Raw genomic sequence first — 21,535 nt, 5'->3', positions numbered from 1 at the left:
ATAGCCTCTGCCCGTGGCGGAACAACACCAGTTCGAGCGGGGCACGGACGGGCCCAAGGTCATCGTGGTCGGCGTGGACGGCTCCGACTCCTCACTGCGCGCGCTCTCCTACGCCGGCGGTCTGGCCCGGCGGCAGGGGGCGCTGCTGGCCGTGGTGTACGTGCAGCCGGTGCTCGCGGCCGGGGCGGTGCTCGGGGCGCCGGTGGCGGAGACCACCGACGAGATCGCGGAGGACCTGATGAAGCAGGTCAGGGACGCGGCCGAGCGGGTCAGGGGGATATTCGAGGTGCGCTGGGAGTTCCACACGTTCCGCGGCGACCCCTACAACGGGATGGTGAAGGCGGCGGACGAACTGAAGGCGGACGCGGTCGTGGTGGGCTCGTCCGAGCAGGCGGGGCACCGGTTCATCGGCTCTGTGGCGATCCGTCTGGTGAAGGCGGGACGGTGGCCGGTGACGGTCGTTCCGTAGCGGGTTCCCGGGGCAGCAGCAGGGGGGTCGCCAGCAGCAGCACGCCCGCGAGTGCGATGGCGGTGCGGGGGCCGGTGAGGCTCGCCAGCAGGCCCCACAGGGCCGTCAGGGCGGCCATGGTGGCCTTGCCGGTGATCGACCAGGCGGACAGGGTGCGGGCGATCCGGTCGTTCGGGATGTGCTCGAGACGGCGGGTGGCGTACACCGGGCTGTAGACGGCCGAGCAGGTGATCACGCCGAACTCCAGGACCATCACGAGGAGCAGTCCGGCCGGTCCGGGGCGGACGAGGGCCAGCCCGACCGGCCAGACGGCGCGCAGGGCGGCGGCGGCGCGCAGCACGCGCAGCTGTCCGTGGCGGGCGACCAGCGGGCGGGCCAGCCGGGCGCCGAGGAGGCCGCCGAGACACGGCACGGCGAAGGCGAGGCCGTACTGCCAGGGGGCGAAGCCGAGCCGGCCGAGCATGAGGACGGCGAGCGGTGGGACGGCGACCATGATCAGGGCGTTGGCCGCGAGGTTGTTGAAGAACAGGGGCCGCAGGGCGGGACTGCCGAGGATGTGCCGCCAGCCGTGCAGCAGGTCGGCGGCGCGCAGGCGGTCCTTGCCGGTGGGGCCGGGGCGCGGCTCGCCGCCGCCGACGGCCCGGATGCCGAGCGCGGAGAGCAGGAAGCTGACGGCGTTCGCCGTCACCGTGGTGACGGGTCCGAACAGGCCGATCGCGGCGCCGCCGAGGGGTGGTCCGAGGACCAGCGCGGTCCAGTTGGTGGACTCGAAGCGGGTGTTCGCGGTGAGCAGCCGGTCGGCGGGCACCAGTCCCTTCAGGAAGGCGCCGGAGGCCGCGTTGAACGTGATGTCGGCGGCCGCCGTGACGACGGACACGAGCAGCAGCTGACCGAGTCCGAGCAGACCGAGCGCGTAGGCGACGGGCACGGTCAGCAGGGCGCCGAACCTGACCAGGTCCATCGCCGTCATCACCGGCCGCTTGCGCCGGAACTCCACCCACGGTCCGAGCGGCACCGCCGCGAGCGCGCCCACGGCGGGTCCGGAGGCGGCGAGCAGCGCCACCTCGGCGGAGCCCGCGTGCAGGGCGACGACGGCGATCACGGAGAACGCGTCGAAGGCCAGGTAGGTGCCGAGCGCACTCACCGAGTAAGCGGCCCACAGCCACCCGAACCGCCGTCCCATGCACAACCTCCCGTTGACCGGGGGCATGAAAACGTGCAGGTGGCCGCTGAATCAAACAACCTGCGGCCGGACTGCCACAACCAGCGGTTGTACGGTGTGGGGATGGACCTGACAGCGGTGCGCACCTTCGTCTCGGTGGCCGAGTCGGGGCAGTTCCAGGAGGCCGCGGCGGTGCTGGCGGTCACCCAGCAGGCCGTCTCCAAGCGGATCGCCGCCCTGGAGCGGGAGCTGGGCGTGCGGCTGTTCACCCGTACCGCCCGGGGTGCCGACCTGACCGTGGACGGGCTGACCTTCCTGCCGCACGCCCGTGAGCTGCTGCTGGCCGCGGAACGCGCGGCGGCCTCCGTGCGGCCGGGGCGGCGGGCACTGCGGGTCGACGTGATCGGGGCTCGGCTGGCCCCCGCGGCGCTGTTGCGCGGTTTCCACGAGGCGCACCCGGAGGTCCCCCTGGACGTCGTCACCCTGTTCGACGTGGACTCGGCGCTCACCGCGCTGCGCTCCGGTTCGGTGGACGCGTCCTTCCGTGCCGTCGCCATGCCCGGCCGCCCGCTGCCGCGGGGCGTCGAGTCCGTCCGGGTGTACGACGAGCCGGTCCAGTTGCTCACCGGCCCCGGGCACGCCCTGGCCGGCCGCCGCTCGGTCACCCCCGGGGAGCTGGCCGGGCACCGGATCTGGATGCCGGGCATCGTGGAGGGGACCGAGTGGGCCGCGTACTACGCGTCCCTCGCCGCCGAGTTCGGGCTCACCATCGACGCCTCGGGCCCCAACTTCTCCGGGGCGCTGCAGGACGCGCTCGCGGGCTCCGGCAGCCTGGCGACCCTCGTCAGCGAGCGCACCGAGCTGGCCTGGCCGGACGGGCACGGACTGCGCCGCATCCCGCTGGCCGACCCGACCCCCGTCTACCCGCACTCCCTGGTGTGGACCACCGCCAACCCGCACCCGGGGCTGGTCGCGCTGCGCGCCCATCTCACGGCCGGCCGGCCGCCGGGCGCCGCGGCCCGGACCTGGACGCCCGGCTGGGCCGAGGCCGTGCGTGGCGTCTTCCGTCCGTGACGCCACTGAGCCATCATGATCGGCCGTCAGCCGTTCGCGATCGGCGAAGAGGTGAGGCACATGGCCAAGCTCCGCATGGGCGAAGGAATTCTCCGTCGCAAACCCATCGAACACATCGAGGAGACGGAGGTCACCGAGGGGGCGCGGCTCGACCGGTCGCTCGGGCTGCTGCAGCTGACCGCGATCGGCGTGGGCGGCATCATCGGCGCGGGCATCTTCACCCTGGCCGGCACGGTGGCCAACGAGACGGCGGGGCCGGCGGTGCTGGTCTCGTTCCTGATCGCCGGTGTGGCGAGCGCGTGCGCGGCGCTGTCGTACGCCGAGTTCGCCGGGCTGATCCCCAAGGCGGGGTCGGCGTACACGTACGGCTACGCGGTGCTCGGTGAGTTCGCGGGCTGGTTCATCGGCTGGGACCTGCTGCTCGAGTACACGGCGATCGTGGCGGTGGTGGCGATCGGCATCTCGGGCTACTTCAGTTTCCTGGTCGAGCAGATGGGCGCCAACCTGCCGCACTGGATGCTCGGCGCCCCCGGGACCGGCGCCGGGCATCGCGTCGACCTGTTCGCCGCCGTCCTGTGTCTGCTGATCGCCTACCTGCTCAACCAGGGCATCCGCAGCGCGGCCCGCTTCGAGACGTTCGTGGTCGTGCTGAAGGTGCTGGTGGTGCTGCTGGTGATCGGTGTCGGCGTGTTCCACATCACCACGGCCAACTACCACCCGTTCTTCCCGTTCGGTGTCACCGGGGCGTTCACGGGCGCGGCCACCGTGTTCTTCGCCGTCTTCGGGTACGACGCGATGTCGACGGCGGCCGAGGAGTCGAAGGACGCGCAACGGCACATGCCGAAGGCGATCATCTACTCGCTGGCGATCTCGATGGTGCTGTACGTGGCGGCGTGTCTGGTCCTGACGGGCATGCAGAACTACAAGGACATCGACCCGGAGAGCGGCTTCTCGACGGCGTTCAAGTCGGTGGGGCTGAGCGGGCTCGCGGACGTGATCGCGGTGGGCGCGATCATCGGCATCCTCACGGTGATGTTCACGTTCATGCTCGGCGTCACCCGGGTCTGGTTCTCGATGTCCCGGGACGGGCTGCTGCCCGCCTGGTTCGCGAAGACGCACCCGACGCGGCACGTGCCGACCCGGGTGACCTGGATCGTCGGGGCGGCCTCCGCCCTGCTCGCCGGGTTCGTGCCGATCGGCGAGGCGGCCGAGCTCACCAACATCGGCATCCTGCTGGCGTTCGTGGTGGTGTGCGTGGCGGTGATCGTGCTGCGCTACCGGCAGCCGGACCTGCCGCGCGGCTTCCGTACGCCGTGGATGCCGTTCGTGCCCGCGCTGGGTGTGCTCTTCTCGCTCTGGCTGATCACCTTCCTGAAGTGGCAGACCTGGGTGCGGTTCGCGGTCTGGTTCGTGGTCGGGTGCGTGATCTACTTCGGCTACTCGTACAAGAGGTCCCGGCTGGCCGGGCGTTAGGCCCTGTCGTCAAATTCCCGCCTGCCCCGCGACGCCATGCACGCACTCTCGACGCAGGGCCGCCCTCCGGGCGACGACGGGAATGTGACGACAGGGCCTAAAGCGCCCGGAGGAAGTCGAGCAGGAGGGCGTTGAACTCCTGCGGTCTCTCCAGGTTCGGGTAGTGGTCGGTGCCCTCGATGACTTCGGCGCGGCCGTCGGGGACCTCCCGGGTCAGGCGTTCGGCGGCGGCGAGCAGGTCGGCGGGTTCGAGGCCGCCGTTGACCGTGAGCACCGGGACGTCGATCTTCGGTACCCGGGGCCAGGAGCCGGTGACGGGCACGAGCCGGTCCGGTTCGTCGGGCGTGTGCTTGGAGAGGGTATGCAGGGCCAGTTCGCGCAGCCTGCGCGGGATCTCCGGGTCCACGTCCGCCAGGGTGCGGTGCTCGCCGGCCGCGACGCGCACGAAGGCGTCGAGCCAGCCGTCGATGTCACCGGCGGCCAGGGTGCGGGCGTACTCGGCCTGGAGTCCGGTGTGCCAGGGGTCCGTGTACCGGAAGTCGCCGGTGGCGGCCCCGCAGGTGACCACCGCGCGGACCAGCTCCGGGTGTTCCAGCACGGTGTCGGTGGCGATCACCCCGCCCATCGAGACGCCGACCAGCACGGCGGGCCCCGCGTCGAGGTGGCGCAGCAGCTCCGCGAGGTCGTCGGCCCAGCGGAACGGCCTGCTCGCGTTGGCGGAGAAACCGTGACCGCGCACGTCCGGTGCGACCACCCGGTACTCGGCGGCGAGCACCGGGACCTGCCGGTACCAGTAGCGGTGGTCGACGTACCCGGGGTGGAGCAGCACCACCGGGTCGCCGGAGCCGGTGTCGAGGTAGGCGAGGTCGCCGTCGGAGGACGGGAAGAAGCGGACGTCCGCAACATCGTTCATGACAACCAAGGTGTCATCATCTCGGAATTTTGACAACTGGGTTGTCATGTCGATCGGGGTGCATCATGGCCGGGTGAACGACATCGACAAGCCCCTCGCCCCCGACGAGCTGGGCGAGCGCATCACCGAGGTGTTCGATCTGATCGGCCCGCTGTACCGGCGCGCCTTCCGCAAGATCGAACAGGGCGAGGGGATCGAGGGGGCCTCCGTCGGGGTGCGCTCGGTGCTGGACCTGCTGCGCCGGTACGAACCCATGACGGTGCCCCAGATGGGCCGGATCATGGCGCTGAGCCGGCAGTTCGTGCAGCGCATGGTGAACGACGCGGTGGCGCGCGGCTGGGCCGAGGTCACGCCCAACCCGGCTCACCAGCGCTCCTCACTGATTCGCCTCACGGAGGAGGGCCGGGCGACCATCACGGCGGTCCTCGCCCGCGAGCACGCCCTGAACCGGCAGGTCGGCGGCGACCTGACCGGCGCCGAGATCACGGCGTGCGTACGCGTGCTGAAGCAGATGCTGGCGGCCTTCGACCACGTCGACATGGAGTGACCGGCACCGCCGCGCGCCGCTACTCCCCCATGACCAGCCCGTCCTTGGCGGCCCCGCGGCTGAGCACCACGTCCCGGATGGCGTCCCGGGCGGCGATGTAGTCGGCACCCTGGGCGATGGCCGCGTCGAGGTCGACGACCCGGCCGGCGTCGAGGTCGTACAGCTGCGGGATGAACTCCGCCCTGGCCACCTCCCAGCGCCCGCCCGGCCGGGCGGGCGGGGTGAAGGTGAAGCGGGCGATGGTGGACTCGTTGCCGCGCGGGTCCGGCCGGCCCTGGCTGTTGCTGAGCTCGCCGGCGAGCTGGTCGCCGAGGCTGTAGACGACCCAGGTGCCGTTGACCTTCTCGTAGGCCTGCGGGATGTGGGCGTGGGTGCCGAGGATGAGGTCGATGTCGGGGCGGCCGCCGGTCCGCGCCGCGGTGAGCCGGCCGGCAAGGGCGAGCTGCTGTTCGTCGGGGGCGTCCTGCCCGTCGGTGCCCCAGTGCACGGAGACCACGACCACGTCGGCGCCGGCCCGCCGGGCGGCGCGGGCGTCGGCGAGGATGCGGTTCTCGTCCAGGAGGCCGACCGCCCAGGGCTGGCCGGGCGGCAGCTCGTTGCCGTTGACGTCGTAGGTGTAGGAGAGCTGGGCGACCTTGGCACGGCCGGCCTTCAGCAGGGGGAGCGTGCCGGCCTCGGCCTCGGTGCGGGCGGTGCCGGCGTGCCGCAGGCCCACCCGGTCCATGGCGTCGAGGGTGCGGCGGACACCGGCGGCGCCGTCGTCCAGGGCGCGGTCGGAGGCGGTGGAGCAGCCGTCGTACCCCGCGGCGGCGAGGCCCTGGAGGAGCTGCGGCGGGGAGGTGAGGCCGGTGGGTCCGCCGTCGGCGGCGGTGACCGTGGCGAGGTGACAGAGCGCCAGATCGGCGCGGGAGACCACGGGTGCCACCCCGGCGAGCATCGGGCGGAAGTCGTAGCCGCTGGCGCCCGCGTCGAAGTTCGCGTGCTCGATCGCGGACTTCTGCGGCATGACGTCACCGGAGGCGACGAGGGTGAACGCCCCGGCGGCGGCGGTGGGAGCGGGCCGGCCCGAGGGCGTCGCCCGCTCCTGCCGTTCGTGGTTCGTGCAGGCGGCCGCGGTGGCGAGGAGGGCGGTCAGGGCCAGGGCCGCCTGGCGTCTGCGATTGATCATCAGGAGCACCCCAGAGTCGCAAGCCTTGTCCTATTTACAGATCAATGGGTACGAAGGTGGACGGAGCCCCAAACAACTCAGGCGCCCCGATTGACCCATCCGGGTCGGGTAAGGGGCGCGACGGACCGTTCGTCGCACCGTTCGCCGACGCGATCGACCGTCCGTCGCAGATCCCGGTGCGCCCCCTGTCCCGGGGCCCGGCCCTGCGATGCCATACGGCCATGACGGCCGGAACCACCCTTCCCCACGGGCTTCCCGGCGGGCTGCACGCCGGGACGACGACCGCCGAGCACGAGCTCGCCGCGCTCCAGCGCGAGCACGGCCGCCCCCTCTTCGCGCTGCTGCTGCGGCTCAGCGACGGGGACCGGCAGCGCGCCGAGGACCTGCTCCAGGAGACCCTGGTACGCGCCTGGCAGCACCCCGAGGCGCTGCGCGCCGACGAGTTCGACTCCGTGCTGCCCTGGCTGCTCACCGTCGGCCGGCGGCTCGCCATCGACGCGCGCCGGGCGCGGCAGGCCCGGCCGCCCGAGGTGCACGACGCCGTCCTGGAGAACACCCGGGCGGTCGGCGACCACGCCGACCGCGCGGCCGCGGCGCTGGACGTCCGCGAGGCTGTGAAGACTCTCACTCCGGAACACCGCGACGTCCTGGTGCTGGTGTATTTCCAGGGGGCGAGTGTTGCGGAGGCCGCCCAGGCGCTCGGGATCCCGCCCGGTACCGTGAAGTCGCGGGCGTACTACGCGCTGCGCGCCCTGCGCCGGGTCCTTCCCGGTTACGCACCCGACCTGCGCTGAAACCGCAAGCCAGGCAAAGCCTTCGCAAAGCGCCTTGCTGTGGACCGTGTTTGAGCAATCAGCTGTCTTCATCCGTGTTCCGCACTGGGAGAGGGACGCACCCGGGGTCGGGGCCACGCGCGCACCGGAGGAAGGCAGGACGGGATGCTGCACAGAGGTCAAGAGAGCACGGGCGGGGCCGGTAGCGGGGAACTGGCGGTCCCGATGGCCTGGTTGTACGCCGAGTACATCGCCGACGAGCTGCTGCGCACCGGTGATCTCATGCCGCCGACCTCCTTCGAGTTCAGAGCCGGCCGTGACGCGCTGGCGCTGACCATCTTCCTCTCCGACACGGACGGCGAACTGTCGGGCATCCGGGTCGTGTCCCAGTTGGAGACCTGGCTTTCGCTCACGGCGTACGACCAGCCGTGGCAGGAGTGGGTCCGCCGGCGCATGGCCGCGGTGGCCGCCGAGTCGGCCCGGTCGGGCGGTCCGGCGCCGGACCTGGAACTGGCCGCGGCCGCCTGGCGCTGGCTGGAGGAGACGGAGCTGCTCGCGCCCGATCTGGACGCGGTGCCGGGCGGCGGTTCCGTGCTCGGCGAGGACGACGGACCGAAGGTGTGGACGGCCGCCTGGCGGCTCGGTCTGCCCCTCGGACACCTCGCCATCCATCTTTTTTGATTCAGGACCAATCCGCGGGCCCGGCCGCTCCGAATCCGTTGGTTACGATTCTGTACGTGCCTTGAGTGAATCCTCTGCCGACTGCGTACGGGTGGGAGCAAGGAGCAACGAGTAACCCCACCCCACCCTTCGGCACGAGGATTCGGCATGAGGTCCCTGGAAAGGCATCGCGACGTCGGCGCGTACGCGCTCGGCGTGCTGGACGAGGCGGAGGCCTTCCGCTTCGAGGACCACCTCATGGAGTGCGCCCGCTGCGCGGCCCACGTGACAGAGTTCGGCCCCGCCGCACGGCAGCTGATGCTCTACCGCAGGGCCACGCCGCGCTTCGTGCACCCCATGGCCCAGCCCGGTCCCCGGTTGCTGGACAAACTGCTCGCCGAGGTCGCCACCCGGCACCGCGCCAAGCGCCGCAGGCTGCTGTACGGCCTCGCCGCCTCGGTGGTGTTCGCGGTCGCGGGCCCCGGCATCATGGCCTACGCGGGGCACGAGACCGTCCCGGCCGTGCAGGTCGCCGCCACCACCGACGCGCAGTCCGGCGTGTGGGCGCAGGTGAAGGAGGCGGACACGGACTCGGGCGCCGAGGTCGAGCTGAAGGTGAAGGACGCGAACGGGCCGCGCTCCTGCCGCCTGATCGCCGTGGGCAACGACGGCTCCGAGCAGATCGTCACCACCTGGGCCGAACGGGACCACGACGGCCGCGTGAGCACCATGGCGGGCGGCTCCTCGATGCACCCCGACGAGATCGACCACTACGAGGTGCGCAGCGCGGACGGACACCGCCTCGTGACCATCGAACCCAAATGACCGCCGGTCACTTGATCAGCCGGGACAGCCTGCGGTCCGCGAGCGGCTTGCCGCCCGTCTGGCAGGTCGGGCAGTACTGCAGCGAGGAGTCGCTGAAGGAGACCTCGCGGATGGCGTCGCCGCACACCGGGCAGGGCTCGCCGGTCCGGCCGTGGACCCGCAGTCCGCTCTTCTTCTCCGCCTTGAGCCGGCCCGCCGCCAGGCCGTGGGAGCGCTCCACCGCCTCGCCGAGGGTGCCCCGCAGCGCCTCGTAGAGGCCGTGGACCTCCTCCGGCGTCAGGGACGCGGCCAGCTTGAACGGTGACATCCGCGCCGCGTGCAGGATCTCGTCGCTGTAGGCGTTGCCCACCCCGGCGATCAGGCTCTGGTCGCGCAGGGCGCCCTTGAGCCGCCGCCGTTCACCCTTCAGCAGGGCGGCGAGCCGGGCCTCGTCGAAGCCGTCGGCGAGCGGGTCGGGGCCGAGCCGGGCGATGCCCGGAACCTCCCGCGGGTCGCGGACGATGTACACGGCGAGCTTCTTCTGGGTGCCGGCCTCGGTGAGGTCGAAGCCCGCACCGGTCTCCAGGGCCACCCGCAGCGCCAGGGGGCCCTTGCCGGGCCGCGGCGGCCCGTCCGGGAGCCGGTCCTTCCACTGGAGCCAGCCCGCGCGGGCCAGGTGGGTGACGAACCGCAGGCCGCCGTCGCCCTCGATGTCCAGGAACTTGCCGTGCCGGTGCACGGCGACGACCTCGCTGCCCTCGAAGGCGCCGACGGGCGGGTCGTACGTCTTCAGGACGCTGATGGCGACCGGCAGCACGCGGACGACCTCGTGGCCGATCAGGTTCTCGGTCAGGAAGTCCCTGAGCGCTTCCACCTCGGGCAGTTCGGGCATGTGTCCAGAGTGCCATCCGGGGCCCGCGGGGTCAGGCCGCGTCCGTCTTCTTCGGCTTCGGCATCCGGAACTCGCACCACACCGCCTTGCCGCCGCCCCGCGCCTCCACGCCCCAGGCGTCCGTCATCATGTCGACCAGCAGCAGCCCGCGCCCGGACACGCCGTTCTCGCCCGCCTCACGACGGCGCGGCAGGGCGCTGGAGGAGTCCTCGACCTCGACCCGCAGCCGGCGTTCGCTGCCGCCGAGGACCCTGAGGGTGACGATCGCGGAGCCCTCGGTGTGCATCAGGGCGTTCGTGATCAGCTCGTCGGCGACGAGTTCGATCTCGTCGGCGCGGTCCTCGGCGCCCCAGGCCCGGACGGCCGCGCGGATCATGTGCCGGGCCAGGCTGAGCGCCTCGGGGTCGCCGGAGGCCACGTGCTGCTGGAGGCGGCCGACGGCCTGGGTGCTGTCCTGACCGCGGCGGCGCAGCAGGAGCAGGGCCACGTCGTCGTCACCGCCGCGCTCCTCGGCGATCTCGATCAGCCGGTCGGCGAGCTCCCGTACGTCCCCGGGCCCGGCGGCGACCTGCTCGGACAGGGCCCGCATCCCGTCGCCGAGATCGGTGCCGGGCGTCTCGACCAGCCCGTCGGTGCACAGCAGGAGGGTCTCACCGGGATCCAGCTCCAGGGTGGACACCGGGTACTCCAGGCTCGCGAACTCGGCGGACAGGCCGAGCGGCAGGCCGCCCTCGACGGGCACCCGGCGGCAGCCGCCGTCGGCGCCGCGGACCAGCGGGTCGATGTGTCCGGCGCGGACCACCTGGACGACGCCGGTGGCGAGGTCGGCCTCGGCGTACAGGCAGGTGGCGAAGCGGTCGGTGTCCAGTTCGTCCAGGAAGACCGAGGCGCGGGCCATCACGGTGGCCGGGGCGTGCCCCTCGGCCGCGTAGGCGCGCAGCACGATGCGCAGCTGGCCCATGACGGCCGCGGCGTGCGTGTCGTGGCCCTGGACGTCGCCGATGACCGCGCCGACCCGCCCACCGGGCAGCGGGATCAGGTCGTACCAGTCGCCGCCGATGTCCCGGCCCAGGGAGCCGCCCGCGCTGGCCGAGCGGTAGCGGACCGCGACGTCGGCGCCGCGCACGCTCGGAATGGTGCGCGGCAGCATCGCCTGCTGGAGACCCTGGGCGAGGTCCTTCTCCTGCTCGTAGAGCATGGCCCGCTGGAGGCTCTGCGCGATGCTGCTGCCGAGGGCGACCAGGACGGCTCGTTCCTCGTCGGAGAAGCCGTGCCGGTCGTTGTAGAGCAGGCCCATGGCGCCGATCGGGCGGGCCTGGGCGATCAGCGGCAGGTAGGCGGCCGAGGTGATGCGCAGGCCGGTGATGTGCGGCCACAGGATCGGGTAGCTCGCGGCGAAGTCCTCGGCCGACTCGATGAAGCGCGGGGTGAGGGTGCGCACCACCTCGCTCATCGGGTAGGGCTCCTCCACGCGGGTGATCCGGGTGCCGGGCACGAAGCTGCCCACCGGCCCCTCCGCCACCAGCCGGATCCGGCCGGCCTCCACCAGGCCCATCACGAGGCTGGTCGCGCCCAGGTTGGGGATGCGGGCGTCCTTGAGGGCGTCGATGACGTCCTGGACGCTGCGGGCGTGCGCGAGGGCGGCGGTGATGACCTGGACGACGTTGCTCTGCTGCCGCAGCGCCTCGTCCTGGGCGGTGCGCGGGCTGTGTGCCTCGCTGTCCTCCAGTTCCCGGGTGGCGTCCCGGACGACGCCCACGACCCGGCGCGGCCGGCCCGTCCCGTCACGCCGGATGTAGCCCTGGGTGTGGGTCCAGCGCAGGGTGCCGTCGCGGCGGCGGATCCGGAAGTACGCCCCGTAGTTCTCGCTGCCGTCCTTGATGGCCTGGGACACCACCGCGTCCAGGCGGCTGCCCTCCGACAGGGGCACCCGCACCACGAGGCCCTCGGGACGACCGTCGTACTCCTCGGGGAGCAGGTCGAACACCTCGTACGCCTGGGCGTCCAGGTGGAACAGACCGGCGTCCAGGTCCCAGTCGAAGGTGCCCAGGCCGTTGAGTGCCAGGATCGGGTGGTCCGGGTGGGCGGGCCAGTCGTCCGGGAGTGACGGAGCGCTCGCTCCCCGATCAGCCATGGGGCCACCATGCCAGGGGAACCCAGGACGGGCAATTCATCCCTATTGTCTTCTTCACTCGCCCGGGTTACGCAAGCGCGGACGCGAGGTACACAGGGTGACGGGCCCCTTCCCGACACGGGGCACAGGCAGGAGCGCACGGTCGTGGACTGGTTCACCGCACCCGGGTACTGGCTGAGCCGGCTGGTCTTCCAGCGGGCCCTGGCCGGCGTGTACCTCTTCGCGTTCCTGACGGCGGCGCTCCAGTTCCGGGCCCTGCTCGGCGAACGCGGGATGCTGCCGATCCCGAGGTTCGTGGCGCGGGTCCCCTTCCGGCGCGCGCCGAGCCTCTTCCACCTGCGGTACTCGGACCGCCTCTTCGCGGGCTGCGCCTGGACGGGCTGTGCGGTGGCGGTGGCGCTGCTGGCGGGCGCCGACTCCGAACTCCCGCTCTGGGCCGGGATGCTGCTGTGGCTGGTGCCCTGGGCGCTGTACCTGTCGATCGTGAACGTCGGCCAGACGTGGTACGCGTTCGGCTGGGAGTCACTGCTCCTGGAGGTCGGCTTCCTGGCCGTGTTCCTCGGCAACGACGAGGTGGCCCCGCCGGTCTTGGTCCTCTTCCTGCTGCGCTGGGTCCTGTTCCGGGTGGAGTTCGGGGCGGGTCTGATCAAGATGCGCGGGGACGCCTGCTGGCGCAAGCTGACCTGTCTGCACTACCACCACGAGACCCAGCCGATGCCGGGTCCGCTGAGCTGGTTCTTCCACCACCTGCCCGGACCGGTGCACAAGGCGGAGGTGGCCGCGAACCACGTCACCCAACTGGTCGTCCCGTTCCTGCTGTTCACCCCGCAGCCGATCGCGACGGCCGCCGCGTCCCTGATGATCCTCACCCAGCTGTGGCTGGTGGCGTCCGGCAACTTCTCCTGGCTGAACTGGATCACCGTCGTCGTGGCGCTGTCGGCGCTGCGGCTGCCCACGGACCGTACGACCGCGCCCCCGGCCCCGCTCTGGTTCGAGGTCGTCGTCCTCGCCGTGACCGCGCTGATCGTGTTCCTGAGCCACCGTCCCGTGGTGAACATGGTCTCCCACCGCCAGGTCATGAACCGGTCCTTCGACCCGCTCCACCTGGTCAACACCTACGGCGCCTTCGGCAGCGTCAGCCGGATCCGGTACGAGGTGGTGGTGGAGGGCACCCGGGACGGCACCCCGCGCGAGGACTCCGCGTGGCGGGAGTACGAGTTCAAGGGCAAGCCGGGCGATCCCCGGCACTGGCCGCGCCAGTTCGCGCCCTACCACCTCCGCCTGGACTGGCTGATGTGGTTCGCCGCCCTCTCCCCCGCCTACGCCGGCGACTGGTTCGGCGGGCTGGTGGAACGCCTCCTGGAGGAGGACCGCGACACCCTGCGGCTGCTGCGCCGCTCCCCGTTCCCGCCCGGCGAACCCCCGCGCTTCGTCCGGGCCCGCCTCTTCCGCTACCGCTACACGACCTGGCGGGAGCTGCGGGAGACGGGCGCGTGCTGGGAACGCACCTACGTACGGGAGTTCATGCCGCCGACCCGCCTGGCGGGGACGGCACGCCGGCCGTAGCCGCCCCCGCGGCCGGTCGGTTCACAGGCCGTACACGCGGGTGGCGGTGGTTTCGAAGACGGCGGTGTGCGCGGCCGGGGGGATCAGCCGGCGTGCCGCGTCGAGGACCTCGGTGTAGCTCCCGGCCAGGGTGCACACCGGCCAGTCCGAGCCGGCCATCAGCCGGTCCGGGCCGAAGGCGTCCAGCACGGTCTCGGCGTACGGGCGCAGGTCGTCCAGGGTCCAGGAGGCGGGGTCGGCCTCGGTGACCATGCCGGAGAGCTTGCAGACGGTGTTGGGCAGGGCGGCGAGGGCGCGTACCGCGGCGGCCCACGGTTCCGTGGTGCCCGCGGCGATGGGGGGTTTGCCCAGGTGGTCGAGGACGAAGGTGAGCCGCGGGTGCGACCGCGCGGCCTCGGCGGCGGCCGGGAGCTGGTGGGGCAGCACCACGAGGTCGTAGACGAGGCCGGCGTCGGCGACGGCGGCGAGTCCCCGGTGGACGTCGGGGCGCAGCAGCCACCGCGGGTCGGGTTCGCCCTGGACCTGGTGGCGGACGCCCTTCAGGTGGCGGCCGCCGGGCAGTGCGCGGAGGCGGGCGAGTTCGTCGGCGACGTCCGGGCGGGTCAGGTCGGTCCAGCCGACGACTCCGGCGACCAGGTCGTGGGTGTCGGCGAGGACCAGGAACTCGGGGGTCTCCTCCGGCACGGTGACCGTCTGCACGAGGACGGTGCGGGTGACGCCCGCCGCGCGCGCCTCGGGTTCGAGGTCCGCGACGGTGAAGTTCCTCCTGAGCGGCTGGAGTTCGGGCCTGGTGAGCCAGTCCTGGTCCCGTACCGAGAGGTCCCAGACGTGGTGGTGGGCGTCGACGGTCACGGCAGCTCCCACACGACGGGCAGGCCGGCCTGCGCACCTGCCTCGGAGTAGTCGTGGACGACGTCGAGGAGTTCGGCCATCCGGGCCTGCCAGGCGAGGTTGACCGGCAGCTTCTCCAGTTCGGCGAGGAGGCGGCCGTAGTCGGCGCAGTCCAGGACGTGGAAGAGGTCGGTGCGGCTGCGCCAGATCGTCCAGGAGGTGGCACCGGCGGCGCGGATGGCGTCGGTGAGTTCGGTGGGGACCTCGCGGTGCGCGGCCTCGTACGCGGCGACGCGGTCGGCGCGGACCTTGGTGTGCAGGGCGATTCTCATGGCCGTTCCTCGGTGGGTACGGGGGCGTCCGGGGGCAGCAGGTTGGTGTCGCGCAGCTCCTGCCAGAAGGCGGCCGGGACGGGCGCGGCGAACTGCTCTGCCGCGTCCGCGATCTCGGCCGCCGAGCGGGCGCCGACCAGGACGCTCGCCACGGCCGGGTGGGCGGCGCAGAAGGCGAGGGCGGCGGCGCGCAGGGTGCTGCCGTGCCGTTCCGCGAGCGCCTTGAGACGCAGGGCGCGGGAGAGCAGGTCGTCCGGCGCCCGGGCGTAGTCGTAGGTCGCGTCCGGTTTCGGGTCGGCCAGCAGACCGGAGTTGAAGGCACCGCCGATCACCACGGAGGTACCGCGCCGCGCGGCGGCCGGGAGCAGGTCGGCGAGGGCGCTCTGGTCGAGGAGGGTGTAGCGGCCGGCGCACAGCACCACGTCGACGTCGGTGTCGCGGACGAACCGGGTGAGCATCGCCGTCTGGTTCATGCCCGCGCCGATCGCGCCGACGACCCCTTCGGAGCGGAGTCGCTCCAGTGCCGGGTAGCCCTCGCGGAAGGCCTGTTCGGCGTGGTCGTCGGGGTCGTGGAGGTAGACGACGTCGACCCGGTCGAGGCCGAGCCGCTCCAGGCTGGCCTCCAGGGTGCGGCGGATGCCGTCGCCGGTGAAGTCCCAGACCCGGTGGTGGGTGTCGGGGACGGCGAAGCCGTGCGCGAGGTCGTCGCCGGTGCCGGCGGCCGGTTCCAGTCGGCGGCCGACCTTGGTGGAGAGCGTGCAGGAGTCCCGGTCGTACCCGCGCAGCGCCTCTCCCAGGCGGCGTTCGGACAGGCCGAGGCCGTAGTGCGGGGCGGTGTCGAAGTAGCGGATGCCCCGCTGCCAGGCGGCGGCGACCGTGTCGTGCGCCTGCCGATCGGGGACTTCGGTGTAGAGGTTGCCGATCACGGCGGCGCCGAGGCCCAGGGGGCTGACCCGGACGCCGCTTCGGCCGAGGGCGCTCACTGTCCCGCCGGGCGGAGCCGCAGGCCCTGCAGTCCGCCGTCCACCGCGAGGGAGGTGCCGGTGGTGGCGCCGGACAGGGGACTCGCCAGGTAGGCGATCGCACCGGCGACCTCGGCGGCGGAGACCAGGCGGCCGGAGGGCTGGCGGGCCTCCAGGGCGGCGCGTTCGGCGGCCGGGTCGGGAGCCCGGTCCAGGAGACGGCCGATCCACGGGGTGTCCGCGGTACCGGGGTTGACGCAGTTGACGCGCACGCCGTCGCGGACGTGGTCGGCGGCCATGGCCAGGGTGAGGGAGTACACCGCGCCCTTGGTGGCGCTGTACAGGGCGCGTTGGGGCAGCCCGGCGGTGGCGGCGATGGAGCAGGTGTTGACGACGGCCGCGTGCCGTGAGCGGCGCAGGTGCGGGAGGGCGGCGCGGGCGGTGCGGACCATGCCGAGGACGTTGACGTCGAAGACGCGGTGCCATTCGTCGTCGTCGTTGTCCTCGACGGTGCCCTGGGCGCCGATCCCGGCGTTGTTGACGAGGACGTCGAGGCCGCCGAGGGCCTCGACGGCGCTCGTCACGGCCGCGCGCACGGAGGTGTCGTCGGTGACGTCGGCCCGGAAGCCGAGCAGCGGCTTCTCCACGGCGGACGGGTCGAGGTCGAGGACGGCGACCTGGGCGCCGCGCTCGGCGAGGAGTTCGGCGGTGGCCCGCCCGATCCCGGAGGCGCCGCCGGTGACCAGGGCTCTCAGGCCCGCGAAGTCGGTCATGCCGCCTGTCCCTTCTGCGTCTGCGCGTCGGCGGCCCAGAAGGTGCCGCCGGGGTAGGTGTACACCGCGACGGACTCCGGTCGCAGGGCGGCCGAGAAGCCCGGTGCGGTGGGTGCCGTGTAGTGACCCTCGCGGATCACCACCGGATCGAGGAAGTGGTCGTGCAGATGGTCGACGTACTCGATGACCCGGTCCTCGGTGGTGCCGGAGACCGCGAGGTAGTCGAACATCGAGAGGTGCTGGACGAGTTCGCACAGTCCGACGCCGCCCGCGTGCGGGCAGACCGGGACGCCGAACTTGGCCGCGAGCAGCAGGACGGCGAGGTTCTCGTTGACGCCGCCGACCCGGGCCGCGTCGATCTGGACGACGTCGAGGGCGCCGGCCTGGAGCAGCTGCTTGAAGACGATCCGGTTCTGGACGTGTTCGCCGGTGGCGACCCGGATCGGGGCGACGGCCCGGCGGACGGCCGCGTGGCCGAGGATGTCGTCGGGGCTGGTGGGCTCCTCGATCCAGTACGGGTCGAACTCGGCGAGGGCCTTGGTCCAGCGGATCGCCTCGTCGACGTCCCAGCGCTGGTTGGCGTCGACGGCCATCCGGATGTCCGGGCCGACGACCGCGCGGGCGACCCGGCAGCGGCGGATGTCGTCGGCGAGGTCGGCGCCGACCTTCAGCTTGATCTGCCGGAAGCCGTCGGCGACCGCCTGGGCGGCGAGCCGGGTGAGCTTCTCGTCGTCGTAGCCGAGCCAGCCGGCGGAGGTGGTGTAGGCGGGGAAGCCGCGCTCAAGGAGGCGGGCCCGGCGCTCCTCGGCGCCCTCGCGGCCCCGGCGCAGGATGGCGAGGGCCTCCTCGGGGGTGAGGACGTCGGTGAGGTAGCGGAAGTCGATCTGGCGGACGATCCACTCCGGTTCGGCGTCGGCGAGCAGGTGCCACAGCGGTTTCCCGGCGCGGCGGGCCGCGAGGTCCCAGACGGCGTTGATCACCGCGCCGATCGCCATGTGCATCACGCCCTTCTCGGGTCCGAGCCAGCGCAGCTGGCTGTCGCCGATCAGGTCCCGGTAGAGGACCGAGGGATCGTCGCAGATCTCGTCGACGGGGCGGCCGAGCACATGGTTCCGCAGCGCGTCGATCGCGGCGACCTGGACGTCGTTTCCCCGCCCGATGGTGAAGGTGAACCCGTGTCCCTCGTGTCCGTCGGCGGCGTCGGTGCGCAGCACGACATAGGCCGCCGAGTAGTCGGGGTCCGGGTTCATCGCGTCGGAGCCGTCGAGCTCGCGCGAGGTGGGGAAACGGATGTCGTGGGTGTCGACCGCAATGACGCGGGCGGGACTCGCGGACACGGGTTGCCTTTCGGTCAGGGAAGGGGCGGGGCGCGGGCCGGTCAGTCCTGGGCCCGTCCCGTGGTGACACGGGCGATCATGAGCGCGACGAGGATGATGCCGCCGTAGATGGCCTGGATCCAGAACGACGGCACCTGCGCCAGGGTGAGCAGGTTCTGTACGACACCCAGCAGGAGGACGCCGGTCAGGGCGCCGAACATGGTGCCCTTGCCGCCGTCCAGGCTGATGCCGCCGATCACCGCCGCGGCGAACACCGTGAAGATCATGTTGTTGCCCTGGTTGGCGCTGATCGCGCCCACGTACCCGGTCTGCATGATGCCGCCGACGGAGGCGAGGACCCCGGCGACCACGAACACCCCGAGCATCACGCGGTCGACGCGGATGCCTGCGGCGCGGGCCGCGTCGGCGTTGCCGCCGATGGCGTACAGGGCGCGCCCGACCCGGTGGTACTTGAGCACCAGTCCGGTGATCGCGAAGGCGACCGCGGCGAGCCACACCGAGAGCGGGACGTTCAGGAAGGTGGTGGTGGCCAGGGTGAAGAAGCTGTCGGGCATCCCGAACAGGGTCTTGCCCTTGGTGGCGCCGACCAGCACACCGCGCAGCACGATCAGCATCGCGAGCGTCACGATGAAGGCGTTCAGCTTGAACTTCACGACCAGGATGCCGTTGAAGGCGCCGACCGCGGCGCCGACGACCAGGATCGCCACCATGGCGAGCGCGGTGGGGAACCCGGTGCCCCAGCCGGACTCGGCGGACGGCAGCACCAGCAGGGCGCCGACCGCGGGCGCGATGCCGACGACCGATTCCAGGGAGAGGTCGAACTTGCCGGTGATCAGGACCAGCGACTCGGCGAGCACGACCATCGCGAGGGCCGCGGAGGCGCCGAGGATGGAGATCAGGTTGCGTTCGGTGAGGAACGAGTCGTTGACCACCGCGCCGAGCACCATGAGCAGCAACAGGGCGGGGACGAGGGCGAGTTCACGGGCGCGGCGCAGGAGGACGGTGCGGGCCGCGCGCGGGTCCGGGGAGCGCACCGGGGTGAGCGGCGGGGCCTTGGTCTCAGCCATGGTCCACTCCTTCGGACGGGGAGTCAGCTCCCGGGGGCATGGAGTCCACTCCTTCTATGGAGGCGATCAGCTCGTGGTCGTGCCAGCCGGCCGGGTGTTCGGCGACGATCCGGCCGTGGAAGAGGACGAGGACACGGTCGCAGCGGCGCAGGTCGTCGAGTTCGTCGGAGACGACCAGCACGGCGGTGCCGTCCTCGCGGGCGCTGTCCACCCGGGCCAGCAGGGACTCCTTGGACTTCACGTCGACGCCCGCGGTGGGGTTGACGAGCACCAGGAGCCGGGGGTCGGAGGCCAGGGCGCGGGCCATGACGACCTTCTGCGCGTTGCCTCCGGACAGGTCGGAGACGGGCTGGTCGGGGCCCTCGGCGTGGATGTCGAGGCGTTCGATGAGCCCGGTGGCGAAGCCGCGCTTGCGGTCGGTGCCGACGAACCCGCCGCGGCCGAGCCGGTCGAGCACGGTCATGGTGGCGTTGTCGCCGATGCTCATCCCGGGGACCAGGCCCTGGTCGTGCCGGTCGCGGGGCACGAAGCCGACCCCGGCCCCGAGCGTGGCGCGCACGTCGCCGAACGGCAGCGGCCGCCCCGCGACCCGGGCGGTGCCGCCGGTCGGGGTGCGCAGCCCCGCGATGGTCTCGGCGAGCTCGATCTTGCCGCTCCCGCTGGTGCCGGCGAGTCCGACGACCTCCCCGCTGCGGACGGTGAGGTCGATGCCGTCGTACGACTCGGAGCTGAGCCCCCGCGCGCTGAGCACCACGGGTGCCCCGGCGGGCACCGCGTCCCGGGCCCGCTGGTCCTGCCGGGTCACGGCCTCCCCCGCCATCGCCTCCACCAGGGCGGCCCTGGGCAGGTCGGCGACGGGGGCGGTGACGATCCAGCGGGCGTCGCGGAGCACGGTGACGGTCTGGCAGACCTCGTACACCTCCTGGAGGTGGTGCGAGATGAACAGGAAGGTCACGCCGGAGTCCTGGAGTGCCCGCATCCGGCCGAACAGCCGCTCGATCTCGCGGTTGTCGAGCTGGGCGGTCGGCTCGTCCAGGACGATGAACCGGGCGCCGAAGCTGAGCGCCCGGGCGATCTCGACCATCTGGCGGTCCTCGACCTTGAGGTCGGCGGTGCGGGCCTCGGGGTCGACCCGGACGTCCCAGGTGTCGAGGAGCGCCGCGGCCTCGTGGTGCAGCCGTCGCCAGCTGATGAACCCCCGGCGCAGGGGCTGCCGGTTGATGAAGAGGTTCTCGGCGACCGTCAGCTCGGGCACGACGGTGGGCTTCTGGTAGACGCAGGCGACCTTGCGCCGCCAGGCGTCCCGGTCGGCCGGCGGGGGCGCGGGTTCGCCGTCGAAGCGGACCGTGCCCTCGTCCGGGACCTGGAGCCCGGTGAGGACGTTGACCAGGGTGGACTTGCCGGCGCCGTTGCGGCCGACGAGGGCGTGGGACTCGCCGGGCAGCACGGTGAGCCGGCCGTCGGCGAGCGCGACGGTGGGGCCGTACCGCTTGACGATGTCCCGGGCCTCAACAAGTGGCGTGATCATTTGACCGTGTTGCCCCACAGCTTCGGGTCGTCCACGTTGTCCTTGGTGACCAGGGGCGCGGGCAGCTGGTCCTCCAGGATGCCGTTCGGCAGCTTGACGATCGTGGAGTCGTGGTCGGTCGGGCCCGGCGCGAACGTCTTCCCCTCCATCGCCGCCTTGATGTAGTACATGCCGTACTTGGCGTAGGCGTCGGCGGGCTGGGAGACGGTGGCGTCGATCTGGCCCTTGCGGATGGCGTCGAACTCCTGCGGGATGCCGTCGTTGGAGACGATCACGATGTGCCCGCTCTGCCCGGCGGCCTTGAGCATGCCCTTGGACTTCAGGGTCTGCAGGGTGGGCGCGAGGTAGACACCGCCGGCCTGCAGGTAGATGCCCTTGATGTCGGGGTTGGCGTTGAGCAGCGTGCCCAGCTGGGAGGCGGCCGTGTCGGACTCCCACTTGGCCGGGATCTCCAGGACCTTGAGCTTCGGGTACTTCTTCTTGACGCAGGAGCGGAACGCCTCGGAGCGGTCCCGGCCGTTGACCGAGGCGAGGTCGCCCATGATCTGGACGACCTTGCCGCTGGTGACGTGCTGCCCGAGGTAGTCGCAGGCCTTGGTGCCGTAGGCGACGTTGTCGGCGCGCACCACCATGGCGACCTTGCCCTTGTCGGGCGCCACGTCCACGGCGACCACCGGTACGCCCTTGCGCTCGGCCTGGTCCAGGCCGGCCTCGATGGCGGCGCTGTCCAGCGGGGCGACGACCAGGCCCTTCACGCCCTGGTTCAGTTCGTTGTTGATGTCGGTGATCTGCTGCGAGGGGTCGCTGTTGGAGTTGACCGTCTTCAGCGCCTCGACCCCCTCGGACTTCGCCATCTTGGGCACGTAGTCGTTGTACGACTGCCAGAACGGCGAGGTCAGCAGGGGCAGGACCACCCCGACCTTGCCGGTGCCGCCGCCCTGGGCGCTGCCGCTGCCGGTGTCCTTGGTGCTGCCGCAGGCGGCGAGCGCGAGCGAGGCACCGACGGCCAGGGCCGTCGCGCCGATGATCCGGGACCGGTTGCGCTTCCTCAGTGTTCTGCCGTGCATCGG

The 21,535-nt window shown here is 72.2% G+C and carries 21 protein-coding genes; 8 read left to right on the top strand and 13 right to left on the bottom strand.

From position 1 onward, the window contains the following. Positions 1–13: 13 nt before the first annotated feature. Positions 14–469: a universal stress protein gene (locus tag AB0G52_RS16395; protein WP_132887996.1), complete on the top strand. Its 456-nt coding sequence runs from the start codon at positions 14–16 to the stop codon at positions 467–469. Here the strand turns inward: AB0G52_RS16395 and AB0G52_RS16390 are convergent. Continuing rightward, entirely contained in the window at positions 405–1,652 is a 1,248-nt protein-coding gene (locus tag AB0G52_RS16390) for an MFS transporter (protein WP_361336983.1), read from the bottom strand. The genes AB0G52_RS16395 and AB0G52_RS16390 overlap by 65 nt on opposite strands. A gap of 102 nt (positions 1,653–1,754) precedes the next feature. On the opposite strand from AB0G52_RS16390, the gene AB0G52_RS16385 reads away from it, so the two are divergent. Next, complete coding sequence (locus AB0G52_RS16385; RefSeq protein WP_361336981.1) at positions 1,755–2,705, top strand: LysR family transcriptional regulator; 951 nt, start codon at positions 1,755–1,757, stop codon at positions 2,703–2,705. 60 nt (positions 2,706–2,765) lie between these two features. Then, the gene (locus AB0G52_RS16380) at positions 2,766–4,178 is read left to right on the top strand and encodes an amino acid permease (protein ID WP_361336980.1); all 1,413 of its coding nucleotides are present in this window, start codon (positions 2,766–2,768) and stop codon (positions 4,176–4,178) included. A 97-nt stretch (positions 4,179–4,275) separates the two neighbouring features. Here AB0G52_RS16380 and AB0G52_RS16375 read toward each other — a convergent pair whose 3' ends face one another. Next, positions 4,276–5,091 carry an alpha/beta hydrolase gene (locus AB0G52_RS16375; protein ID WP_361336978.1) on the bottom strand — a complete coding sequence of 272 codons (816 nt, stop codon included), beginning with the start codon at positions 5,089–5,091 and terminating at the stop codon, positions 4,276–4,278. A gap of 73 nt (positions 5,092–5,164) precedes the next feature. Here AB0G52_RS16375 and AB0G52_RS16370 point away from each other — a divergent pair, with 73 nt between their 5' ends. After that, on the top strand, positions 5,165–5,638 hold the full coding sequence (locus AB0G52_RS16370) for a MarR family transcriptional regulator (protein ID WP_132887990.1): 474 nt from the start codon (positions 5,165–5,167) through the stop codon (positions 5,636–5,638). A 19-nt stretch (positions 5,639–5,657) separates the two neighbouring features. Here AB0G52_RS16370 and AB0G52_RS16365 read toward each other — a convergent pair whose 3' ends face one another. Next, entirely contained in the window at positions 5,658–6,806 is a 1,149-nt protein-coding gene (locus AB0G52_RS16365; RefSeq protein ID WP_361336976.1) for a CapA family protein, read from the bottom strand. A 221-nt stretch (positions 6,807–7,027) separates the two neighbouring features. Here AB0G52_RS16365 and AB0G52_RS16360 point away from each other — a divergent pair, with 221 nt between their 5' ends. The 3 genes from AB0G52_RS16360 (at position 7,028) to AB0G52_RS16350 (ending at position 9,064) form a co-directional block, all read left to right on the top strand. Then, positions 7,028–7,600, top strand: a complete 573-nt coding sequence (locus AB0G52_RS16360; RefSeq protein ID WP_132887988.1) for a sigma-70 family RNA polymerase sigma factor — start codon at positions 7,028–7,030, stop codon at positions 7,598–7,600. A gap of 144 nt (positions 7,601–7,744) precedes the next feature. Beyond that, positions 7,745–8,260 (top strand): hypothetical protein, encoded by a 516-nt coding sequence (locus tag AB0G52_RS16355; protein WP_132887987.1) that lies wholly within the window; start codon positions 7,745–7,747, stop codon positions 8,258–8,260. A gap of 147 nt (positions 8,261–8,407) precedes the next feature. After that, entirely contained in the window at positions 8,408–9,064 is a 657-nt protein-coding gene (locus AB0G52_RS16350) for a zf-HC2 domain-containing protein (protein WP_132887986.1), read from the top strand. Between the two features lie 7 nt (positions 9,065–9,071). Here AB0G52_RS16350 and AB0G52_RS16345 read toward each other — a convergent pair whose 3' ends face one another. Continuing rightward, positions 9,072–9,935, bottom strand: coding sequence for a DNA-formamidopyrimidine glycosylase family protein (locus AB0G52_RS16345; RefSeq protein WP_132887985.1), 864 nt, complete (start codon positions 9,933–9,935; stop codon positions 9,072–9,074). 31 nt (positions 9,936–9,966) lie between these two features. Continuing rightward, the gene (locus AB0G52_RS16340) at positions 9,967–12,069 is read right to left on the bottom strand and encodes a SpoIIE family protein phosphatase (protein ID WP_132887984.1); all 2,103 of its coding nucleotides are present in this window, start codon (positions 12,067–12,069) and stop codon (positions 9,967–9,969) included. A 144-nt stretch (positions 12,070–12,213) separates the two neighbouring features. Here AB0G52_RS16340 and AB0G52_RS16335 point away from each other — a divergent pair, with 144 nt between their 5' ends. Continuing rightward, positions 12,214–13,635, top strand: coding sequence for a lipase maturation factor family protein (locus AB0G52_RS16335; protein ID WP_361336973.1), 1,422 nt, complete (start codon positions 12,214–12,216; stop codon positions 13,633–13,635). 21 nt (positions 13,636–13,656) lie between these two features. On the opposite strand, the gene AB0G52_RS16330 is transcribed toward AB0G52_RS16335, so the two are convergent. From AB0G52_RS16330 to AB0G52_RS16295, 8 genes are read right to left on the bottom strand one after another with little or no spacing between them, the layout of a single operon-like run. Then, positions 13,657–14,487 (bottom strand): amidohydrolase family protein, encoded by an 831-nt coding sequence (locus tag AB0G52_RS16330; protein ID WP_361336971.1) that lies wholly within the window; start codon positions 14,485–14,487, stop codon positions 13,657–13,659. Further along, complete coding sequence (locus tag AB0G52_RS16325) at positions 14,484–14,798, bottom strand: L-rhamnose mutarotase (RefSeq protein WP_132887981.1); 315 nt, start codon at positions 14,796–14,798, stop codon at positions 14,484–14,486. The genes AB0G52_RS16330 and AB0G52_RS16325 overlap by 4 nt, the downstream gene beginning before the upstream one ends. Further along, positions 14,795–15,781 carry an aldo/keto reductase gene (locus tag AB0G52_RS16320; protein WP_361336969.1) on the bottom strand — a complete coding sequence of 329 codons (987 nt, stop codon included), beginning with the start codon at positions 15,779–15,781 and terminating at the stop codon, positions 14,795–14,797. Before AB0G52_RS16320 ends, AB0G52_RS16325 begins: the two co-directional genes overlap by 4 nt. Beyond that, the gene (locus tag AB0G52_RS16315; RefSeq protein WP_132887979.1) at positions 15,778–16,533 is read right to left on the bottom strand and encodes an SDR family oxidoreductase; all 756 of its coding nucleotides are present in this window, start codon (positions 16,531–16,533) and stop codon (positions 15,778–15,780) included. Before AB0G52_RS16315 ends, AB0G52_RS16320 begins: the two co-directional genes overlap by 4 nt. After that, positions 16,530–17,870 carry an L-fuconate dehydratase gene (locus AB0G52_RS16310; protein WP_132887978.1) on the bottom strand — a complete coding sequence of 447 codons (1,341 nt, stop codon included), beginning with the start codon at positions 17,868–17,870 and terminating at the stop codon, positions 16,530–16,532. Before AB0G52_RS16310 ends, AB0G52_RS16315 begins: the two co-directional genes overlap by 4 nt. Positions 17,871–17,911: 41 nt before the next feature. Next, the gene (locus AB0G52_RS16305) at positions 17,912–18,937 is read right to left on the bottom strand and encodes an ABC transporter permease (RefSeq protein ID WP_361336967.1); all 1,026 of its coding nucleotides are present in this window, start codon (positions 18,935–18,937) and stop codon (positions 17,912–17,914) included. Then, positions 18,930–20,465 (bottom strand): sugar ABC transporter ATP-binding protein, encoded by a 1,536-nt coding sequence (locus tag AB0G52_RS16300; protein WP_132887976.1) that lies wholly within the window; start codon positions 20,463–20,465, stop codon positions 18,930–18,932. Before AB0G52_RS16300 ends, AB0G52_RS16305 begins: the two co-directional genes overlap by 8 nt. Further along, a complete protein-coding gene (locus AB0G52_RS16295) occupies positions 20,462–21,532 on the bottom strand; it encodes a sugar ABC transporter substrate-binding protein (protein WP_132887975.1) in 1,071 nt (356 codons plus the stop codon). Before AB0G52_RS16295 ends, AB0G52_RS16300 begins: the two co-directional genes overlap by 4 nt. Positions 21,533–21,535: the final 3 nt, after the last annotated feature.

The sequence above is a fragment of the Streptomyces sp. NPDC021562 genome, assembly GCF_040640875.1.
Classification (GTDB): domain Bacteria; phylum Actinomycetota; class Actinomycetes; order Streptomycetales; family Streptomycetaceae; genus Streptomyces.
This window is presented reverse-complemented; position numbering and strand designations above follow the sequence as displayed.